Origin of the sequence: Gimesia fumaroli (assembly GCF_007754425.1) — a bacterium.
GTDB classification, from domain to species: Bacteria; Planctomycetota; Planctomycetia; order Planctomycetales; family Planctomycetaceae; genus Gimesia; species Gimesia fumaroli.
In genome coordinates this window covers 4,163,392-4,186,449 of record NZ_CP037452.1, presented here as the reverse complement: position 1 = coordinate 4,186,449, position 23,058 = coordinate 4,163,392, and the positions used below count along the sequence as shown (strand labels likewise).

Genomic DNA, 23,058 nt, shown 5'->3' with positions numbered 1-23,058 from the left:
TAAATCAGGCTGTGCTTTCTGCTTCCGTGAATGCCGGGAGCTTCTAGTGCTTTGTCAAGCTAGGAATTGAGGGTTGGGGGTGTTGTTTACGTGCTCCGTTGTCGCACTCTCGTGATATTTATCAACCCAAAATTAAAAAATGACACTCCACTAGTTAACTTTGTTGCGTTTTCTTAGAAGGGGAGTAATTCGATTCCATCTTGGACTGTCAAGAAGAAGGAATCGGTCTCTTCAGGCGTCGACTGGTTATCAAATTCAAAATTCAATTCCCATGTTGACAGTTTCCGAACTCCAGGGGCAAGGCTGTCTTGCATGATGCCTTCGTTTTCGTGTTCATAGCCTAGAATGTGACTGAGTTCGTGAAGGATGACCGTCCGAAGATCAATGCGATCTGCGGCTTCACTGTCGGGAAGCGCGATCAGAGTTAATTCGCTGGACCAGGCAAACTCGCTGTGATCGGCAGGAGTGGTGTCAACAAACCAACCGTGTCCGGCGGCGTTAACATCGATGTAAATCGTCCCGGCAGCAGCACGTCCTAATGTGTCACCTTTCAGGTCAACAACCTGGATATCAATGTGCTCGAGTGTTTGGCTTTCACTGGAAGAAAGTCCGTCACTGACGTGGTCTAGAACAGATTCGAATGCTGTTTCTGCATCTGATTGCGAAATTGGTTGCGTTATTGATGACGATTCCGTTTGTGCATCGGCGATGAGCAGACTGTTCCAGACATCAGGGAAATTGGCGGGATAAGTGACAGGTGACTGATTTAACTTGCTTTTTCCATAGTTGTTAACGAACAGGGACAAATCGCGATGATTCACATAGTCGTTCTGATCGTAATCTACAAACCAGGCGATGTCGGAGCTCGATTCACTGGGGACGCTCTGATAAGCATTGATCAGAGCGATCAGATCACGAGAATTGACTGAATCATTGTCATCTAAATCAAACGGATTTGCATAGATACTGGTTCCGTCGAAAGCTCCCAGATTTGTAGTGACAGGGATATCAGACTCTAACGTAATCTGCTGTGAATTGATCTCGAGGCCCAGGTCATAGGGGCCTATGCTTTTTCCTGGAATGTCGAGCGCAACCTGATCCACTGTAAGCGATTCAAATTTAATTCTGGCAAAAAGAAGTTGATTGTTTATCCCCAGTCCAGAGGTATCTGTTTCAGCCGAGAGACCGCTAATGGTTCCCGCCAGATCGTTGATGATACCAGACTGATTCTGAGTGAAGGCGGTTCCAAATTCGATTGTCGTCGCTGATGTATATTCTGTGGCGTATTCCAAATCGAAAGCCGCAGTGTAGACTCCCTGACCAGTGGGACTGTTGGCGTTGACCCAGATTTCGACCCAGTATGAAGCCCACTCACTGACCCAGGCCTGATGTTCCGGTAGAGATGTTGCTTCTCCGTTGGGATCAGTATATGTGGGAGTGTTGACGACACGCATATTGATCTCTGCAGAGGCACTGACATCGTCAATTATTGTGACTTGAGCTTGATTGTCCTCTATTGCGACGTTTAAGCCGTTGGATTGAAGATTGAAAAGATTGACCAGAAATGATTCATCCCGTTCCAGTGGTATGGAGTCGATGATGTCTATCGTTATCGTTTTCGATAGCTCTTCAGGATCGAATGTGATTGTGCCTGAATTTGCCAGGTAGTCAACGAGGTCGAGAGCGGTCTGGTCTGAAGTTGAAAAGTCGACACTGACGGTAGTGTCAACTGGATGGTCGAGTGAAACGGTGATCGAAACTGTGCCAGCGTCTTCATTGACTGATGTGTCATCGATCGAAATCAGGGCCAAGTCATCATCAATGATGGTAATAGTGGCCTGATCATCTGTAAGAGCTACGTCAGAACCATTTGTCTGCAGATTAGTCAGATTAATGAGGAACGTTTCATCTGCTTCGACCAGATCTGTATCTACAAGGGGCACCGTGATCGTTTGAAATTGTTCACCTGGATTAAATGTCAGGGTACCGGATGCTGCCAGAAAGTCGTTGACATCAAGGGCGGTTTGATCGACTGTTGCATAATCGACTGTGACAATGGTTTCGACCGGCTGGTTGAGTGAGACGGTAATGTCAGCGGTGCCAGTTGATTCATTCACTACAATGTCATTGATTGTTAAACTGGCTTGATCATAATCGAAGATTGTGATTTCTGCCTGTGCGTCAGCAAACGTGACATCAAGGCCATCGGCTTGAAGGTTGCTCAAGTTTACCAGCAGGGTCTCAGTGAGTTCGACGGCGTTGGAATCAATTATCGGAATTGTTATGAAAGCCAGTTGCTCGCCATCATCAATGATGAGAGTCCCCGATTGGGAGAGATAGTCGGTTGGGGCCGTTGCGGAATCATCTGAGGTAAAGTAATCGATAGTGACGGTCGAATGAACTGGAAATTCAAACATTACAGTCAGGGTGGCGGTTCCTGCATCTTCATCTACAGAAATGTCGTTGATTGAAACTGTTGAATAATCGTCATCAATGATGGTAATCGTGGCCTGGTTATCTGTCAGAGTTACATTGGCGGCGCTGATTGTTTGAAGATTGCTCAAGCTGACTAGAAGTGTTTCAGTGAATTCGACGATAGGATTATCGAGAATCGTGAGGGAAATCGTTTTTGTCATCTCTCCTGGATTAAAAGTCAAACTACCGGATTGATAGAGATAATCGACTGAATTTACCGCTGTTTGATCGTGAGTTCGATAATCAACAGAGATTGTCGTATAGACTGGATTTTCCAGAGAAACAGTAACCTCTGCCGTTCCACTCGTTTCATCGATAGTCAGGTCACTAATGATTAAGTTGGCGTGATCATTATCCAGAATTGTGATGACTCCCTGAGAATCAGCAAAATTGAGGCCAGCGGTACCAGACTGGATATTCGACAGATTCACGAAAAAAGTTTCTACACCTTCCACCTCGTTCGATTCGACGATGGGGATCGTGATGGTTTTTGATTGCTGGCCTGGATCAAAAGTGAGAGTGCCTGAACGGGATGTATAATCGTCGGGCTCAAGGGCGGAATTGTCGGCCGTGGTGTAGTCTACGCTGACGCTGATTTCGACAGGTTGATCTAACGTAACGGTTAGGGTTGCTGTCATAGCATCTTCATTGACAGTCATGTCGTTGATGGAAAAACTGCCTTGGTCATCATCCAGAATGGTGACTTCCCCCTGGTTATCTGCAAAAGTGATATTGGCGCCGTTCGCAAAAATGTTGGACAGGTTGACGAAAAACGACTCATTACCTTCGATCAGACTGTCGTCAATGATAGGAATCATGATGGTTTGAGTTTCCACACCAGGCGCAAAGGCCAGCGTGTCAGTTTTCGCGGTGTAGTCATCCGGATCAAGGGCGGTATTATCGACGGTCGTATAATCGACGGTAACGGTGGTGGCGACCGGTTGACTTAACGAGACAGTGAGGACAGCCATGCCACTGGGGTCATTTTCATCAATGGTGATATCGTCAATCGAGATGGTCGCAGTCTCGTCGTCGATAATGGTGACTTCCCCCTGGCTGTCATCGAAGGTGATGTTGGCACCGTTCGCCAGGATGTTACTCAGGTCGACAAAGAATGATTCATCGCCTTCGACGATATCCAGGTCGTCAATGATAGGAAGCATGATGGTTTGAGTTTCCACACCAGGCGCAAAGGCCAGCGTGTCGGTTTTCGCGGTGTAGTCATCCGGATCAAGGGCGGTATTATCGACGGTCGTATAATCGACGGTGACGGTGGTGGCGACCGGTTGACTTAACGAGACGGTGAGGACAGCCATGCCACTGGGGGCATTTTCATCAATGGTGATATCGTCAATCGAGATGGTCGCAGTCTCATCGTCGATAATGGTGACTTCCCCCTGGCTGTCATCGAAGGTGATGTTGGCACCGTTCGCCAGGATGTTACTCAGGTCGACAAAGAATGATTCATCGCCTTCGACGATATCCAGGTCGTCAATGATAGGAAGCATGATGGTTTGAGTTTCCACACCAGGCGCAAAGGCCAGCGTGTCGGTTTTCGCGGTGTAGTCATCCGGATCAAGGGCGGTATTATCGACGGTCGTATAATCGACGGTAACGGTGGTGGCGACCGGTTGACTTAACGAGACAGTGAGGACAGCCATGCCACTGGGGTCATTTTCATCAATGGTGATATCGTCAATCGAGATGGTCGCAGTCTCATCGTCGATAATGGTGACTTCCCCCTGGCTGTCATCGAAGGTGATGTTGGCACCGTTCGCCAGGATGTTACTCAGGTCGACAAAGAATGATTCATCGCCTTCGACGATATCCAGGTCGTCAATGATAGGAACCATGATGGTTTGAGTTTCCACACCAGGCGCAAAGGCCAGCGTGTCGGTTTTCGCGGTGTAGTCATCCGGATCAAGGGCGGTATTATCGACGGTCGTATAATCGACGGTAACGGTGGTGGCGACCGGTTGACTTAACGAGACAGTGAGGACAGCCATGCCACTGGGGTCATTTTCATCAATGGTGATATCGTCAATCGAGATGGTCGCAGTCTCATCGTCGATAATGGTGACTTCTCCCTGGCTGTCATCGAAGGTGATGTTGGCACCGTTCGCCAGGATGTTACTCAGGTCGACAAAGAATGATTCATCGCCTTCGACGATATCCAGGTCGTCAATGATAGGAAGCATGATGGTTTGAGTTTCCACACCAGGCGCAAAGGTCAGCGTGTCGGTTTTCGCGGTGTAGTCATCCGGATCAAGGGCGGTATTATCGACGGTCGTATAATCGACGGTGACGGTGGTGGCGACCGGTTGACTTAACGAGACAGTGAGGACAGCCATGCCACTGGGGGCATTTTCATCAATGGTGATATCGTCAATCGAGATGGTTGCAGTCTCGTCATCGATAATGGTGACTGTTGCCTGGTCATCGCCAATCGTGACAGCGGCTCCATTGGGGACAAGATTGATCAGATTGATCAAGAATGTTTCATCACCTTCTACGATGTCGATATCATTGGTGAGAGGTATCGTTATCGTTTTTAACTGATCGTTTGGGTTGAAGGTTAAGGTGCCTGATTGTGAAGTGAAATCATCCGGATCGAGTGCAGAACCCGGTGTTGTGAAGTAGTCTACGCTAATCGTTGTGTCGATCGGATTATCTAAAGTGACGTCGACGGAAACGGTTCCTTCCATTTCATTCACGGTCATGTCTTGGATTGTGAGGCTGGCTTCATCATTATCTTCGATCAGAATGAACCCCTGGCCTTTAGCGATTGTGACATTTGTTCCATCTTGAATGTTACTCAGGCTGACGAGCAATGATTCATCATCTTCGACAAGATTATCATCTATGATATCTATGGTAATTTCTTGCATCAGATCACCCGATTCAAAGAGCAAGGTACCTGAGTTCATTGTATAGTCATCGGGACTTCCTGCAGTCAGGCTGATCGTGGTGAAATCTATACTGATGTCTGTCTGGACTACCAGATTGAGGGAAACCGTCAGAATCACGGTTCCTGCACTTTCATCTCTTACGATGTCGTCAATCGAAAAACTGGCTGATTCATCATCTACGATAGTGACTTCGGCCTGACCATCATCTTCAAACGTAATGTTGGCACCATTGGTCTGGGTTATAGACAAATTCACGAGAAACGTTTCGTCCCCCTCAACAATCATATTGTCAACGATGGGGACCATGATGGTTTTTGTGTCTTCACCAGACGCAAAAGTCAGGGTGTCGAATGACATTCCATAATCTAGTACATCGAATGCCGTACCATCTGCAGTGATATAGTCTACGGTCACGGTAGTTTCGACTACTTGGCTTAAAGAGACGGTGAGTAGTGCCATACCACTGGGGTCATTTTCGTCGACTGAGATATCATCAATTGAGATGGTGGCTGTATCATCGTCATGGATTGTCACCGTTGCCGAATTGTTTCCCATCGAGACATCTGCGCCATTCGCATTAAAACCAGTCAGGTTGACGAGAAATGTTTCATATGCTTCTACGAGCATGTCATCAACCAGGGGGATTTCAATGGTTCCGGACATTTCTCCCGCGAGGATGGTTATGGTTCCGCCGCCCACAGGGGGAGTGTAATCGCCTGGATCACTGGCAGACTGATCGACGGTTTCGTAGTTGATGGATATGTCGTTATCCACTGCCTGTGTTAAAGTTACCGTTAGTTCGGCTATCCCACTGATTTCGTTTTCGTTGACAGTCAGGTCGCCAATATCGATGGTTGATGCATCATTGTCGATGATTGTGACTTCACCTTGGTTATCTGCGAAAGTGACATTCGCACCATTTGCTTCGATACTAATCAGGTCTACCAGAAACGTTTCGGGACCTTCTACCAGGGTATCATTGGAAATCGGAACCATGATAGTTGCTGTGTCAACGCCGGCAGCAAAAGAGAGGGTACCAGATTCTACTGTGTAATCCGATCCTGCGAGTGCTGTCTGATCATTGGTGGTGTAGAGGACGCTGACAGCCGTCTCAACTGGTTGGTCTAAAGTGACTGTGATTGTTGCCATTCCACTGGCATCACCTTCATCAACAGAAATATCATTGATTGAGATTGTGGTTGCTTCATTGTCTTCAATTGTGACTTCTGCTTCTGCATCAGCAAAAGTGATATTCGCGCCATTGGCCTGAATGTTGGAAAGATTTACGAGGAATATTTCATCGCCTTCAACCACATCCAGGTCGTTAATGAGCGTGACAGAAATGGTCTTTGATGTCTCGCCGATTGCAAAAGCGAGGCTGCCGGAATTTAGTGTGTAATCAGAACCCTCAAGTGCTGACTGATCGATGGGGGCATAGTCATTGGTGGTGAAGTCTAGAGTGAATGCTGACGTGGCAGCCTTATCCAATGTGACAGTAAGAGTCGCCGTTCCATCGTTTTCATTTACGAGGACATCATCAATGGAGATCATGGCTTGTTCGTCATCTTCGATTGTGACGACTGCCTGATCTACTCCAAGCGTTACATCAGCGCCGTTATCTTCCATGATCGTCAAGTTAACTAAAAACGTTTCATCGCTCTCAAGTAGATTATCATTGATAATCGGGATCATGATCTGTTGTGATTGTCCTGCTGGACCTGGTGCGAAAGTCAGTGTGTCTGTTGTAGGCGTATAGTCATCGGGGCTGCCAGTGGTTTGATTCTGCGTGGTGTATTCGATCACTATGCTTCTGTCTACAGGTTTATCCAGTGCGACTGTCAGGATTGCCATAGCGCCATCTGTTTCGACTACAGTAACATCGCTGATCGAGAAAACGCCCTGGTCATCATTCAAAATGGTAACTGTATCCTGAGTCTCACCTAGCGTTAGATCAGCACCGTTTGTTACGAGGTTTTCCAGATTCATAAAGAATGTTTCATCGTCTTCAACGAGGTCTTCAATATTGATTGGAACATCAATCGTTTTTGACAGTTCACCTGCACCAAACATCAATGTGCCTGAGAGCCCAGAATAGTCATCTGGGTCGGTCGCCGAACTATTGCTGAGGAAGTAGTCTACGCTGATTTCTCTATCAACCGGATTATTCAAGGAGACGGTTACTGTGATTGTTCCCGCATCTTCATTCGTGGGAACTGAGTTGATTGAGATGATAGACGCATCGTTATCCAGGATTGTTATCTCAGCCTGGGTATCTGTGAACGTGATATTCGCTCCATTCGCATCAATATTGGTCAAGTCCACAAGAAATGATTCGGAGTCTTCGACGAGGTCATCATTAATGATGGGAATCATAATGGTCGCGGTATCTTCACCTGCGTTGAAGGTCACGCTATCGGGTATTGCGGTGAAGTCGAACGTGTTTAAGGCCGTCTGATCTTGCGTGGTGAAACTAACTGTGACATCTGTTTCTACAACTTGATCCAGTTTCAAGGTGACCGATGCCATTCCCACATCTTCCAGAATCTCGACATCTTCTAATATTGAGATCGTGGCTGCATCATCATCCTCAATCATGACCTCACCCTGCGTTTTAGTGATTACAACCATCGCTCCATTCGCCTCAAGACTGTCCAGGTCCACGACAAATGATTCATCACCTTCGATAAGATTATCGTCGACGAGGGGAATCATAATTGTTTTTGACTGTTGACCTGCAGTGAAAGTCAAGGTATCAGACATTAAGCTATAGTCGGTTCCATTGAGTGCAGAGCCGTTGTTAGTGGTATAGACTACGCTGACGTCTGTGTCGACGGGCCTGTCTAATGAGACCGTCAGAATGGCCATTCCGCCCGCTTCGTCTTCGGTCACGGTAATGTCGTCGATCGTCATGTTTGCCTGCTGATCATCCTGAATGGTAACTGTTGCCTGGGTATTGGCAAAAGAAACTGAGCGACCATTGGCCTGAATGTTAGCCAGATTGACCAGAAATGATTCATCGAGCTCAACCAGTTCGCTGTCAATAATGGTAATAGGGATCTCAATCGAAGTCATTCCCGCGGAAATCACCAGGGTATCAGGAATGTAATCATAGTCAGTACTACTAAGGGCTGTGTTGTCTACAGTGTTCACATCAAAACTGATATCCGTGTCAATGGATTGATCCAGCGTGACGGTCAATATTGCCGGGCCCATGTCTTCCTGGACGGTAATATCACCGATCGAGATCAGTGCATGATCATCATTTTGAATTGTAACTGCTGCCTGATCGTCTCCGATGATGACATCAGCATCATTTGCCTGAAGATTCATCAGGTTAATGAGAAATGTTTCATCCAGCTCAACGATATTGTCAACACCGAGTGTCACAGGGATTGTGAGAGATTGCACGTTCTTCTCAAAAGTCAGAGTCCCTGAAGCCGGGCTGTAATCACTGTCTGAACTGAGAGCGGTCTGGTCAGCAGTGGTGTAGTCGATGCTGATGGCCCGGTCGACCGGCTTGTCCAGGAAGACTGTAACCATGCCAGCTCCGAGGTCTTCATCAATGAAAACGTCGTCGATCGTGAGACTGGCCTGGTCGTCGTCCAGGATTCTGACCTTGGCCAGAGTATCAGAAACAATCAGGCTGGAACTAGTTGTCTGAATATTGGAAAGCAGTACGAGAAATGTTTCCGTACTTTCCACCTGATCTGAATCAACAAGAGGAATTTCGATAACGATTGACTGATCACCTGGATCAAAAGTCCGAGTACCGAAGAGACTTGAATAGTCTGTCGTATTATTGGCGGTTTCATCAAATACCGAAAAGTCAAAGCTAACGGCGGTATCGAGGGGGTGGTCTAACGAAACGAGTACGGATGCCATCAAATCTGATTCATTGACTGTGATGTCATCAATAGTGAGGGCCGTCTGGTCATCGTTGAGAATTGTAATCGTTGCCGTATCATCGCCCAGCATGGTGTTGGCACTGTTGCCGCTCAACAGAATGTCAAAAGTTTCATCTTCCTCTGTGGTTAGGTCACTATTGACTTGAATTGTGAATGTCTGTGTTTGTGTTAACGCAGTTGCTTCTGCAGAAAAACTGATTCCATCTGATTTGGCGACATAATCTGAATCTGCGGTTGTAGCTGTACCATCAAGTGTGTTGAAACTTACATTAGCTTCACTGTTCAGATCACCTGCGACTGCTCCCGTTCGTGTGACAGTAACCATGACTTCTGAAGCTCCGTCATCACCTTCAGCGATAGAAACATCATCAATACTCAATATTGAAGTCAGCATTGTACGGTCTTCGAGCTGTTCGGCTGAATTTGTATAATGGCTTCGAATCGACTGATACTGATTCAAAGTGTGGAAAGTTCGGGAGCGAAGAGTTCGAGGGCGCGATGGTCGGCACTGAGAGGCAATCGACCTTAACCAGTTCGTCAACAACATGAGGGCAGATTCTTTCTGATGTATCTAAAACTTTAGAAAACTAAAGATGGTAGATCGTTGTTAAAGTGAGCGGGTTGCTTGGCTTGGGGGTGATACAGGCCTTTTAGGATATTCGGCATATACGGAATAATTATAAATATATACAACGGTACCAATGGACTTCAGCTCAATCCAGCAAAAAAGTTCATAATTGTTTATGTATTCACAGAATTGCACATTCCTAACAAAAGGGTATGAAAGGGGATGCCGATCTTGAATTAAGCCAAATATTGATGCGCTATTGGGTGAGTGAGAGCTAGAGAACGTGTAGGAATTCAGTCGATGAATCAGTCGATAGATACTTAAACTAAAGACGTTACAGCGGATTTCCGTCTTGATGCTGGATCAGGTTTCGTAGTGTTTGCGCAGGGAGATCCGACGTGATCTTGCGAATTGAGCCATCTGCTGCAACAGATAAAAATGAGCCATTGGGAGACTGTCCCAAAACACTGGACGGGTTGCCAGAATTAAACGGCAGATCAACTGGTTGGGTCCAGGGAACTGCTTTATCTGGACCTGCTATCACGCAGAGAATAGTATTTGAAGAGCCATCACGAATATCTCGTAAGCGTACACCGCGTCCACCTGAGAAGGGGGTCCCTTCACCTGAAAAGGTCATGATCGATGTGTAGCCAGGCTGGTTGACTCCCGTGCATTGAAATACATCAGGCATTTTTTCCAGAAGAGCGCTATTCTGTGGACTGTCCCAGGGGGCCTGCAAATTGAATTGTTTATAAAGTTCTGCCTGGCCAAGAAAGGGAAGCAGGTGGACACGCCAACTCAAGAGGGGTTTCCCATCGACGAGATGAGCATCCGCAGGAGGGAAACGCGTGAAGGAATCATGATAGTCATGAAAGGCGCGGCCGATTTTCTTCATGTTGTCAAGTTCAGAAACCTTGACTTTCTGAGATCCGGAGCCACCTTCAGAGTTAATGATATCGTCCGCTTTATCAGTAATTGATTTGACGAGATTTCTTCCTGGTCTTCCGGCGAAAAAGAAATACCCGCCTCCACCAAGTGCCAGTAATACTATGATTCCGCCGATGATCAGGAGGTTCTGGTTTGAACCAGCACTCGACTTTTTCTTATGATTTTGTTTCGGCTTACTTTTCTTTGAAGCACTTCGAGGGCGACGTCGCGGAGCCGGGGCATATTCGGCTTCTTCCTCTTCCCAGTTGTCAGAGAAGTCGTCCACATCAGCTTCAGGGATACGAACGGGTGCGGTACACTGACGGCACTTGAATTTCTTGCCGGCTTTCTCATCGCTGACTTTGTAGCTCTTACCACACTTTTTGCATTGGAAGCTGATGGTCATTTTAATTCCAGAAGGGTCGTTTATTGAATGAAGATCTTTTTTTGAGATCTGTGACGATTCGCCATCTGCTAGTCAACAAAGGACTTTCACATATCACAGCTGAGTATTGATGATATTACCATCGTTGTGCTGAATCAAATTATTCAGCGTCTTTACGGAAATCTTTGTGGGAATAAAATGAATGGATTTGTCTATTCCACGGCTTTGCCAGAACCCGCTTCGACAACAGGAATCATGTCGGAAGATTCGTCTAATGTAGTCTGGGATCTTTGTTAGAATCTACGGTAGAAAGACAGTAATCATGGATTATTTTTCTTTTTCAGCTCACTTCCCTTCAAAAACACGGAAGCGAGACAGGCCTGGGTTGACAGGGGAATCAGGTGGAAGAAAGATCTCTGGCAAGTTCTTCGCAGTGGTGTAGCGTGTGGACCGTCCCTGGTCTCACTGAGAATGAATTGTTCAGATAAGGGCTCTCGTTCTTCATTAAATAAAGAAAAAAATGATAGGGGACCTGACAGGAAATCAATTGATGAAGGAATAGACTGCTTTCTGGAGAAAATTGGTCCAAACTGTTATTTTGTTCGTGCATTTGTATACAAAGGGGATTACTATACAGCAGGCTATATGTAGAGTGTGTTACAATGCACAGGCACTGGTGCAAAGAATAAGAATCCTTTTGTGAAAGATTTGTTTCTTTGATGATCCAGCATAATAAAAATCGCCGTAGTGGTTTTACGCTAATAGAGCTATTGGTCGTGATTAGTATCATTGCGATTTTAGTCGCTCTGATACTGCCGGCTGTGCAGCAGGCTCGTGAGGCGGCTCGTAAAACTCAGTGCCGTAATCATCTCAAGCAGCTGGCATTAGCGTTACACAACTATCATGACTCACATCAGGTCTTTCCGCCTGGTGGGGTCGCCATTGACCCTGCAAATCATGTTGTGATTTGCGCATCGGGGATCGGTTTTGGTGCCATTGATGTCTGGTCAGAAGCATCCGGAGGCGCAGGCAAGCAGGGAACCAGTTGGATGCTGCATATCCTGCCGTATATAGATCAGGCCAATCGCTACAATCAGTGGAATTTTACGAAGAGCGTCTCTGATAATGTCGCTGTGGCGGAACGTAATATTCCGATTTTCTATTGTCCTTCCCGACGGAACGGAATCAGGAGTTCGGATACCGCCATCATGTTTCAAAACTGGAGTGCCGGCGGCAATGACTACGGTGGCTGTGTTGGCGGATGCAACGGCTGGCATGACTGTGGCGCTCATGAGAGCTGGATTGTTCCTGATGGCAACCGTCCGGCCGGACCATGTAAAGGCATCTTTCAGGTCAACTCAAATACTCGGATGGCTCATATTACCGATGGAACCAGCAATACATTTATGTTGGGAGAGCTACAGCGTCTGAATGAGGGAACGGACAATACAACGAGCCGCGATGGTTGGGCGGTAGGCGCTGTTTCTGTCATGTTTTCCAGCTGCAGTAACGGGACCGAATGTGATGGACCGAATGGGGCTCACTTTGAAGATATGGGGAGCGAGCACGTTGGTGGTGCCTTCGTTGCGCTGGCTGATGGGTCCGTTCATTTCATTAGCAATTCCATTAACCAGACAATCCTAAGATATCTTGGCAGTATTGCCGGCGATGGCCCCTCTGGCTTTACTCAATAAACAACGTATTTCAATCGTTTGGGGTATCGAACAATTAAGGTGTGCAGAGATTAACCGGAGGAAAAAAGATGAAATCAAGCGTTTCTATTTCATTGATATTCTTCTTAGTATCGTCGATTCCTTGCGTTGGTGCAGCGCCTTCAAAAAAAGAAAAGCAGCCTAAGAAAACGCAGCGTGAGCTTGTCTTTGAAAGAATGGACACAGATCACGATGGCCTGATGGACATTTCCGAGTATCTGGCAGGCAGTATCGGAAAAGTTGCTGATGCCAAGGACAAAGAATTTACGAAATGGGATCTCGACAAAGATCGCAGACTTACTTTTGAGGAATTTCGCAAGCGTGGTTTTGTTCCTTCCAAGAATCATAAGCCAAATCACAAACTTGAATTCAAGCGGCGTGATCGGAATCGGGACCAGAAACTGAGTCTACAGGAGTTTATGCTCAAGGTTCCTCCTGACGCGCTAAAATGGCGACGTATGGCGTTCTTTCGCGCTGATCTGAATGAAGATCTCTCATTAACCTTTGAGGAATATGTTGATCGCGGGACAGGTCGGTTACTCAGTCCGCAATATCTGTTCTTTCAACGGGATTTCAATGATGATGAGGCACTTTCTGAGGAGGAGTTTCTAGCTGGAATCAAAAAGAAAGAACAAATTCAGAGAGCGCAGTCGTTGTTTGCTTTGCATGATTATAACAGTGATGGAACGCTCACTTTTAAAGAATATCGTGTGACGCCTTATGCACGGCCTGACTTGCAGGCCCATTTCGTGGGGCGTGATCAGGATGAAAATAATATGCTCGATGTGCGTGAGCTAACATTGTTTTATCCTCCCCGTGCTTCGAACTGGATGTCAAAAAGTTTTCGTCAATTTGATACAAACAATGATCAGTTTTTAGATTGGGAAGAATACCAGGCGCGTGACATTGAACTAAAACGTAGACGCAAACTGGCAAACTCCTGGTCAATGGAAGAGTGGTTAACAGCAAGTATTTTACTTGTTGACGGATTGCTTGTGCTCGTCTTTGTGTTCTGGTTGGGGAAACGCCAGCCAAAAACTTCTACTAAAGAGTCAAAAACATTCGTTGCTCACAGTTAATCAGGAGTAACGAAGGCCTGATTTAATCTTAACGAAAAACGATTTGAATTTGTGTTTGAAGATTGTTTTCGTGGTCTAGTGTTAATTATGAAGAGAAAACGCTGGTTGAGATTCAGGTTATCTCAGGGATATACGAAATCTGCTAAGGGACTTTCTCAGCTTATTTCGATCTTTGGAAAACTTCACTTCGGAAATCATTGATAGTACATGGATTTAGAACATGAATTTACAGCAATATCCTTGTTTCACTGTTCGGTTGGTCGTCGTTACGGGCATTATTTTAAGTTTTTCTAGGCATAGCACTGCGCAAGTAGAGTTTCCTCTCATTGCACTCAAACCTGGACAGCCAGTTTCTGAAGCTCTGTTCCTCAGTGTTGATACAAATGAAGATGGCAGAATATCTCTTAAAGAATATCAGGGAAATTCTGACCAAAATGAAAATCTGCGACGAAGTGGGCAATTTAATCAGCATGATTCAAACAATGACAAGTATCTTTCCCGAAATGAATTTAAGTATGCTCCTCTTGCTCATCCCGGCAGACGACTTCGTTTTGAATGGAAAGATCAAAATCGTGACCAGAAGCTCGTGTTGAGTGAAATACTCCGCGGAGAATCTGGTCGTCGCGCTGCGTTAGCGAAACACGTTTTGAAACGATACGATTCAAATCAAGATGAGATGCTTTCCTTCAAAGAATGGGAACAATCGCCTGATTGCAATCGAGAACTTGGAAGTCAGTTATTGAAGACCAATGATTTAGACGGAGATGATCGCGTCAGTTATCAAGATGTTCTGGAAAACGCAAACCAGAAATATATGAAAGAGTTGGCTGAGCACATCAAGAAATTCGATCTTAATCAGGACCAGTTTCTCAGTCGTGATGAATTTCCCGTAAAGACGAATTTGTTTGATGGTTCGACAACGCTTTGGGGGGGGGACTATCGCGTTATCTTTAAGCGACTTGATACTGATGCGAATAATGTCCTTGATCAGAAGGAATTCAAGAAATATGAATTTCCTGAATATGTGAAGAAAAATGAGTATACGCGCGCCCGTTATCATCAGTTTCAAACGAATGTAGAAAAAATATTCGATCGATTTGACCAAGACCAGAATCATCAACTGAGTCTGGATGAGTTCCGTCCTCCTGTCGATTTATTTTTTACGAGACTCGATCAAGATCAAAGCAATGGTCTCAATCTAGATGAGTATCGAGTCTGGGTTTCAAAAAAAATCTCACATCAGAAAGTAAAGTATGATTTTGATCTCTATGATCAAGATCACGATCGGTCTATTTCCCTCGATGAATTCAAAGTCACACCGTTATTTTATCCCAGTGACGACATTTTCTTTGGATTTCTTGATATTGACAGTAGTAAAAGTCTTTCTCTTTCTGAGTTTTTAAGACAAAAGCCTGCTTCCGCGTCGGCTGATTTAAAATGGAACTTTCATCGTTACGATGCTGATAACGATGATGAACTCAGTCTGCTTGAATATCGTGATCGTGGTACAGGCGTTGAATTGGATTCCATTACGTTGTTTAAGCAGAAGGATATCGATCAAAATGGAAAACTGACTCAAAAAGAGTTTATTCTGAGAATTAAATCAAAGCGGGAAGTCGATTGGGCTCTCAAAACATTTTCGATTGCTGATGAAGATAAAGACGAATTATTGACTCCTGCGGAATTCAAGTTAAGTCCGATTGGACGGCCCGATGTGTTTTCAAAGTTAGAATATTATGATTTAGATAAGAATGGGAATCTTTCTTTTAAGGAGTGGGTCGCTACAAAGGCCTATCCGAATTCTGATTTGTATGAGTCCATGTTTGAACTGTACGATACGAATCAGAATCAATTAATTGAAATTGGCGAGTTCAAATATACTCCCTTGGGAGGGCCATCCAGCAAACTTCGCTTTGAATGGAAAGACCTGAATCGGGATGGTAAGTTAACAAAAGAAGAAGCCTTGCGGGGAGAATATTTTCGCCTGGCCGCTTTGATGCGTCACATACATACCAGATTTGATTCAAATAAAGACTCTTTTCTTTCTTATTCGGAGTGGGAACAAACGCCCGCCCACCTTCTACGATTCAGGGATCTGTTATTAGGTATCAGAGATTATGATGGTGATGACCAGATCAGTCTGAAAGATTGTCTGGGGACTCGCACTGGAGACAATGCGGATAAGATTAAAAAATATTTTGCAGCATTCGATGCTAATCAAGATCAATTCTTACAACGCTCCGAATTTCCCATTATTACGGATTTATTTAATGGTACGGGGCTTTTATTCAGAGAGGACTATCAAGTTGTATTCAAAAAACTGGACATTGATAAGAATGGTTTGGTCGATCGGAATGAGTTTAAGAAACGACAATTGACAAAAGGTCAACAGAAACAAGCTTGGGCCATTAATCGGAAAAAAGCGTTTGTCAAATATGCCGATCAAACGTTTGATCGCCTAGATTCTAATAAAGATCAGCAACTCAGTTTAGATGAATTTACCCCATCTTGGGAATTACTCTTTTCGCGCGTTGATGTCGATCAGGATCAACGTTTGGAGATTTCTGAGCTTGCATTAGTTCTTTCCGGACTTGATCCCAAAGATCTGGAATACGAATTCCAGTTACATGATGAAAATAAAAATCAGGCACTTTCGCAAACAGAGTTTTCGAGCTTGAGTTATTTCTATCCTGATGGAAACAAATTGTTTGCTCTGTATGACAGAGATCAAAATTCAAAACTGAGTCTGTCTGAGTTTCAAGCACAGAAACCCACTGCTTATGCGGCTGCTCTGAAACGCACATTTCATTATTATGACGCCAATAATGATGACTATCTGAATCAGGATGAATTTAAGAATCAGGGGGCTGGTTTAGAACGGGATTCTATTACTGTTTTTAATGAAAAAGATACGAATGGAGATAAAAAACTCTCTGCTGATGAATTTTTATCTGGAAAACGGGATCGGGAAATCGAAGGAGCAACTACGAATTTCAAACAGGCTGACACAGATCAGGACCAATATTTGACTGCTGTCGAATTCAAATTGACTCCAGCTGGGCGGCCGGATGCCCTCTCAAAACTGGAATATCTGGATACCAACGGCGATGGCTCATTATCACTGGTTGAATTTAATTCAAAACATAAATATCGGCAATTAATGTTTATGGGTTTTATTTTTGATCGCTTCGACCAGAATCAAGATGGGCAGCTCAGTTTGGAAGAATTCAAAAAAACTCCCGTTGCACAACCCATTGGTCTTTTGGGGATACCAGATAAAAATGGAGACCGCAAATTAAATCTATCTGATTTTACAAGTAATAAATCAGGAAAACGACTTGAGTTGGCTAAATTCTATTTTTCCAAATTTGATATCAATCAAGATGGCTGGCTTCGCCATGATGAGTTTCCTGTTCCTGTTGATCCGACGATTCCGAAATACTCGATTCTTTATGATTCTGAGATGGCATTTCTCCGTTTAGATACTGATGGAGATCAGTTGCTAAGTTTAGAGGAATTTCGAGACCGTCAGACGCCTAATGATCCCTGGTCGAAAACAGAATATGAAGACTGGCTCAAAACAGCAGATGACCTTTTTGCTAAACGAGATCTAAATCACGACAACAAGTTGTCAGTCACAGAGTTTTCATCAGAGACACCACTGGCAAATTGGATCATTGCAGATGGAGAAATCTTACATTCCATACCGGAAATCATGTTTCATGAATGGTCATTCTTCTCCATGGACCGTAATAAAGATCAGCAATTAAGTGCAGATGAATATTTGAGAAATAAACCCAAAAAGGTTCTTGAAAAAGTAAAAGAACAATTTCAGCAAGTCGATTTTGATAAAAATAAGTCTCTGACTTTTGAGGAATATAAATATCATCCCAGTACGCTTTATATCCCCTGGGAAGATTTCTGGTGGCGCGATAAAGACCATGATCATTTTCTAAACGCTGAAGAATTCAGCGTTCGGTACTATCGTACTTTTCCGATATTAGGGCAGCGCACGCTGGAAGCTTTTGATGATAATAAGGATGGAAAACTCAGTTATACAGAATTTCGAAAAACACCCGATGCAAATCCCATTGGGCTTTCTATTTCACGAGTAAGAGATAATAACAATGATGGAAAAGTGGAATTAGGAGAATTTGCAGGCATGTTGCAAGGAGGTGCCAAACTTCTCGCAGAAGAGCACTTTACAATATATGATCGTGATAAAAATGGAGAATTAAGTTGGGATGAATTTCCTTATCGACTCAATAACACATCGTTTCCAACTCCAGCGATATTTGCATACTATGACAAAAATCAGGATCAGCTTCTTACTTTTGTAGAGATGTATCCTGATGAAAAGAAAAAGAATGGTTCTCCAGGAACTTATGCATTAACCAATCAAAAGAGGTTCCAAACCCTGGATCGGAATCGTGATGGTTTTGTCAATTGGGAAGAGTACAAAACGAGTGATCCTGGTACACGAATGAAAAATCCAAAACAACGTCCTCGTAATGTCGCGGTTACGTTTACAGGAGGTACACCAGCAGCCTGGATTCGTCCAGAAGATCGTCCTGTACCTCCCAGTGCCATCTCGATCTTTAAAAATAAAGACAAAGATAATGATTCTCAATTAAGCTTTTCCGAATATCTTGGAAGGCATTACTCTCCAAAATCGGAAGCTGCTGCTAAAATCATTTTTGCGCACTTCAATCGAAATTCCGACGATTATTTGTCGTTCGATGAATTTAAAGCTTGCCCAATGGCAAATCCAAATGCTGAGATCCTTTTTTCAAGTCGCGACCAAAACCAGGATAAACAAGTAGATCTCAAAGAATTTATTGCTTATCGAACGGGAGCAGGCCCTCAAAAATATTTGGGAGAAATTTTTAAACGCTTTGACTCGGATGAAGATGGCACACTGAGTCTCAATGAATTCAAGGCAACTCCAGACGCTAAGCCGACAAGCGATATCGTGTTACCGACAAGAGACATTAATGGCGATGGAAAACTTGCAATATCAGAATTTAGTGATGTGCCCACCGATAAACCATCGCAAACTCTCCAAACTCAGTTTGAATGGCTCGATTTGAATCATGATGGGTTCTTGACTCTGGCAGAATTGAAACTGAACGATCCAATTATTCCGTCTCCCGATCCAGAAGTCGCAAATGTTAATTCCAATAAACCTTGGTCGGTCTCAAGAAACATGCTGATCGGTATTGGAGTTATTTTAGTGCTTGGTCTTCTAATTCTTGTATATAAAGCCGGGAAGATGAGTGCAGCCCGTTAAGTAGAGTTGGTTTTTACCTGGGGGGCAGGCGACTGCAAAATAGTTGTTGAGGTATTGTAAATGCAAAATCAAAAAAAACTGATCGAAGAGCCCGAATCACATCTTGAAAAAAGTGAAACTCAAACAAGCGTAAAACGAAAACGTATTGTAATAATAGCAGTCGCTCTCTTTTTTTTAGGTGATTTACTCTGTTTTGCCTGGGTGATGCGGCCAGAATCGACAAAGGTTGCTTCACCGGCAATTGCTCCTTTTTCAGAAGCACAAGCTGCTGCGTTTCAGACTGATTGGGGAACTCATTTAAATATTCCTGAAGAAATGCAGAATTCACTTGAGATGCGTTTTGCATTGATTCCTCCCGGCACATTTACAATGGGGGCGGGGCCTAATGAGAAAGCGGTCAAGTCGCGTGAACAACCTCAACATGAAGTCTCTCTTTCGAAGCCGTATTATCTTTGTGTGCATGAAGTATCTTTAAAGAACTTCAGGGAATTCGTGAAGGATACAAATTACCAGATTGATCCTCGTCGTGATGCAGCGGGAGTGTCCCAAGCAAATCTGAGTGCCGGAAATTGGGTGGAAGATCCACTTCATCCCTGGGAAAAAGTGGGGTTTGAACAGAATGAAGCTCATCCTGTTGTGAATGTCACTTGGTTTGATGCGATGGCTTTTTGTCGCTGGTTAAGCGAAAAAGAAAATCGTACCTATCGTCTTCCGTATGAGGCGGAATGGGAGTTTGCCTGCCGTGCAGGAACAGAAACAGTGTTTAATACAGGTAATAGTCTGTGGTTCTATGGGCCCATGGAAAATCACTCTGACCAGACAGTAAATCCGGGACTCATTGTACACATGCAGGATGCCTCTCCCTGGAAGGATGGCTATGCAAACACATCCCCTGTCGGGACCTTTCCTCAAAACCATTTCGGGCTTTTTGATACACATGGTAATGTTCGCGAATGGTGCATGGACTGGTGTGATGAGGAGTATTATTCCCATTCTCCCAAAGTCGACCCGAAGGGGCCACAAACGGGGGCGTCCCGAGTATTACGAGGTGGGTGCTGGGGAAGTAACGAGTATTATTGTCGCTCCGGAAGACGAATGGAGCGAGCTCCCGGATCAAGAAATGTTCGCAATGGATTTCGCATTTTATGTGAAATTGATCCAGAATCTGATTTCGGTGAATACGAATATTCTCCAACTCTTCACCGTGATCCTCGGTGGTGGTATGAATCCAGGATTGGTGAAGAAGTAGAATAACCCACTTTAAACAGCAAGAGGGCGGCTACTCTTAGTGTCTTGATTATCTCTGACGTTGTTTCACGATCAAGTCGGCCAGCATTCCTGCGATCAGAATCATGAGCCCGGCAACAATGAGAATCACGTCGGAGTCTGTAATCCCCAGATCGGGAGAATAAAAGATATGATAAGACGCTCGTAAAACTCCGATTGCCCCCAGTGAAAATGCCAATGGTGCCAAAACTCTAAGGGGTCTAAAATAGGTAATAATTCTGAGAACTGTGAGAAAATATTGTAGTGTATCGTGAATGGGGTGGAATTTTGATTTTCCAATACGTTTTCTGTAAGTAACAGGGATATATTTGACGGAGTGCCCATTACACATGAATGCGAGAGTCATTGAAGTCACGCAAGAAAAACCATCTGGAATGGCCCAGAGGTAATTTCGCATTAAGTCCCGTTTGAAAATCTTCAGGCCAGTGTTCAGATCGGGGATTCGTTTCCCACTTACAATTTCTGCCAGCTTACGAATGCTCCATTTGATCGGAACTCGCAGGAATTTAATTGTTCCTTGCTCGCTGGTTCGCGCGCCATTTACTTGGTCATAGTCCGGGAAATATGACAGTAGTTCGGGAAGTGAGCTGGGATCATAACTCCCATCTGCATCCAGCATGGCAATCAATTCCCCATGCGATTCTCGGATTCCCGTTTTGCGACTGGCACCGGATCCACCATTTTCGACACGTTTGACTAAACGAACTCCACTCAGTGAAGCTTTTGCTGCAGTGTTATCACTAGAGCAATCGTCAATAACAAGAATTTCCCAGTTCCCGCTCCATTCAGTCATGGCGTTTCTGATTTCTGTGATCAATGATTCAATCGCATTTTCTTCATTATATGCGGGGAGCAAGATTGTCAGATCCAGGGGGGAATTGTGAGTTTGAGAATTGCAATCGATTATTTCAGGCATTGTATTTTGCTTTTGAAAAATCTGAATGATTGTATTATTAGATATAGACATCATACTGTATGATATTGAAATGTATATGCTAATTGTATTCTGGATGTTCATTGTGTGGTAAGTCAATATAGAGAAGAGTACTTATGAACTCTGGCGCGAAATGGTTACTGGGAGGTCTGTTGCTCCTCTCATTATCTTTGAATTTATGGAACAATGATTTTCCCGTTGGCTACCACGGAGACGAGCCCAAGAAAGTTCGATTCACTCTCAATTATGAGCAGGATTTTCACATCCCAATCTTAATGCTTCAGTTGGCTCGTCTGGGAAATCTTGTATTTGGCTTTGAAGACGAACGTGTTGTCTTGATAGGTCGGTGGGTGTCTGCTTTTTCCGGAGTGCTCATCGTTTTCTTTTCGTTTTTGTTTGCCAAAAGAACAATGAATGAACGCTGGGCATTTCTTGTGACAGCGGGGGTGGCAGTTTCTCCCATTCTTGTAGTCCATGCCCATTACATGAAAGAAGATATGTTGTTCACTGCCTGCGCCATGGCAGCGTTATGGTTCATTCTCAAATTCATCGAAAATCCAAACTGGAAAACAGCGATCCCCCTCGGAATTACAACGGGACTGGCCTGGTCAGCACATTATAAGTCTGCCTTGTTAGTTGTGATTGCTGTTTTGATTCCACTTCTGATTTCTGTTCCCAAAAAACTAAGTTACTATAGTTTTTTAATAGCCGCTGGGTTTTTGGGGATTTATGTTTTCTTAAATGTGAATTATCCAATTCTGGAGGCACCTGAAATATTCTTTGAGGGGGTCAGGCATGAAGGAAACCATGCAGCCACAGGCCACTCGATTTCCGTTTCTCCGTTTGATCAATGGTTTTCGTTTCACCTTTTCAATAGTGTCATTCCAGGATTAACGCTTTCGGTAACCTTGTTGGCTGTTACGGGAATGATCGTACTACTTTTCTGCTGGAAAGAGACACAGGATGTAGATCGTCTGTTTCTGCTATTTGTTGTTTTTTATTATTTGATTCCTGAGATTTCTCCTTCCAAACCTCCGCCAGGTTATTCCCGCTATATTCTGCAGATTGTTCCTGCCTTGATTTATTTTTCAGTTCGAGGAATTCATCTCTTATCAAGCCATTTCTCAAGCAACTATGTCAGGAAAGGACTTCTGTTATTATTGAGCATCAGCTTGAGCCTCTCTTTTTGGGACACGTTACAGCTGGACTATTATATGAATTGGAAGCGCGATACACGACAGCAGGCTGCCGAATGGCTGTCCCAGGCAGGCGGAAAATCTTTTTACGAACAGTATGCTGCTGCAAAAAACGACGTCAGGTCGATCGGTGATTTCACTCCGGAAGAACTCCGGAATCAAGGGTATGATTTTGTTGTCGCCAGTGACTTTCGTTATGAACGATATTACCGTGGTGCTCAAACTTCTGGGCAGGATGAGTACATTTACAATCGGCATCGGCAATATGAAGAATGGTTCAGGTATCCTTTTGTTGAGATCAGACCAACGTATCGCAGTTTCGCTTTCAGCAACCCAACTGTGCGTATAATAGACTTGCGTCCTGTTCAGAAACTGACTGAAAGTAATTGAG

At 44.4% G+C, this 23,058-nt stretch carries 8 protein-coding genes; 5 read left to right on the top strand and 3 right to left on the bottom strand.

What is annotated here, in order from left to right:
* Positions 1-173: 173 nt before the first annotated feature.
* Both Enr17x_RS15855 and Enr17x_RS15850 read right to left on the bottom strand, forming a co-directional pair.
* On the bottom strand, positions 174-9,683 hold the full coding sequence (locus Enr17x_RS15855; RefSeq protein WP_198000602.1) for a Calx-beta domain-containing protein: 9,510 nt from the start codon (positions 9,681-9,683) through the stop codon (positions 174-176).
* Between the two features lie 508 nt (positions 9,684-10,191).
* Positions 10,192-11,190 (bottom strand): DUF1559 family PulG-like putative transporter, encoded by a 999-nt coding sequence (locus Enr17x_RS15850; RefSeq protein ID WP_145310366.1) that lies wholly within the window; start codon positions 11,188-11,190, stop codon positions 10,192-10,194.
* Between the two features lie 698 nt (positions 11,191-11,888).
* Here Enr17x_RS15850 and Enr17x_RS15845 point away from each other — a divergent pair.
* From Enr17x_RS15845 to Enr17x_RS15830, 4 genes are all read left to right on the top strand, one after another.
* Positions 11,889-12,863, top strand: a complete 975-nt coding sequence (locus Enr17x_RS15845; RefSeq protein ID WP_145310364.1) for a DUF1559 family PulG-like putative transporter — start codon at positions 11,889-11,891, stop codon at positions 12,861-12,863.
* Positions 12,864-13,081: 218 nt separating this feature from the next.
* Positions 13,082-13,960 carry a CREC-EF hand family protein gene (locus Enr17x_RS15840; protein ID WP_198000601.1) on the top strand — a complete coding sequence of 293 codons (879 nt, stop codon included), beginning with the start codon at positions 13,082-13,084 and terminating at the stop codon, positions 13,958-13,960.
* A 220-nt stretch (positions 13,961-14,180) separates the two neighbouring features.
* Entirely contained in the window at positions 14,181-19,250 is a 5,070-nt protein-coding gene (locus Enr17x_RS15835) for an EF-hand domain-containing protein (RefSeq protein WP_145310361.1), read from the top strand.
* Between the two features lie 60 nt (positions 19,251-19,310).
* Positions 19,311-20,504: a formylglycine-generating enzyme family protein gene (locus tag Enr17x_RS15830; RefSeq protein ID WP_145310359.1), complete on the top strand. Its 1,194-nt coding sequence runs from the start codon at positions 19,311-19,313 to the stop codon at positions 20,502-20,504.
* Between the two features lie 43 nt (positions 20,505-20,547).
* Here the strand turns inward: Enr17x_RS15830 and Enr17x_RS15825 are convergent, their stop codons facing one another.
* Positions 20,548-21,453 (bottom strand): glycosyltransferase family 2 protein, encoded by a 906-nt coding sequence (locus tag Enr17x_RS15825; RefSeq protein ID WP_198000600.1) that lies wholly within the window; start codon positions 21,451-21,453, stop codon positions 20,548-20,550.
* 134 nt (positions 21,454-21,587) lie between these two features.
* On the opposite strand from Enr17x_RS15825, the gene Enr17x_RS15820 reads away from it, so the two are divergent.
* Complete coding sequence (locus tag Enr17x_RS15820; RefSeq protein WP_145310356.1) at positions 21,588-23,057, top strand: ArnT family glycosyltransferase; 1,470 nt, start codon at positions 21,588-21,590, stop codon at positions 23,055-23,057.
* Position 23,058 lies beyond the last annotated feature (1 nt).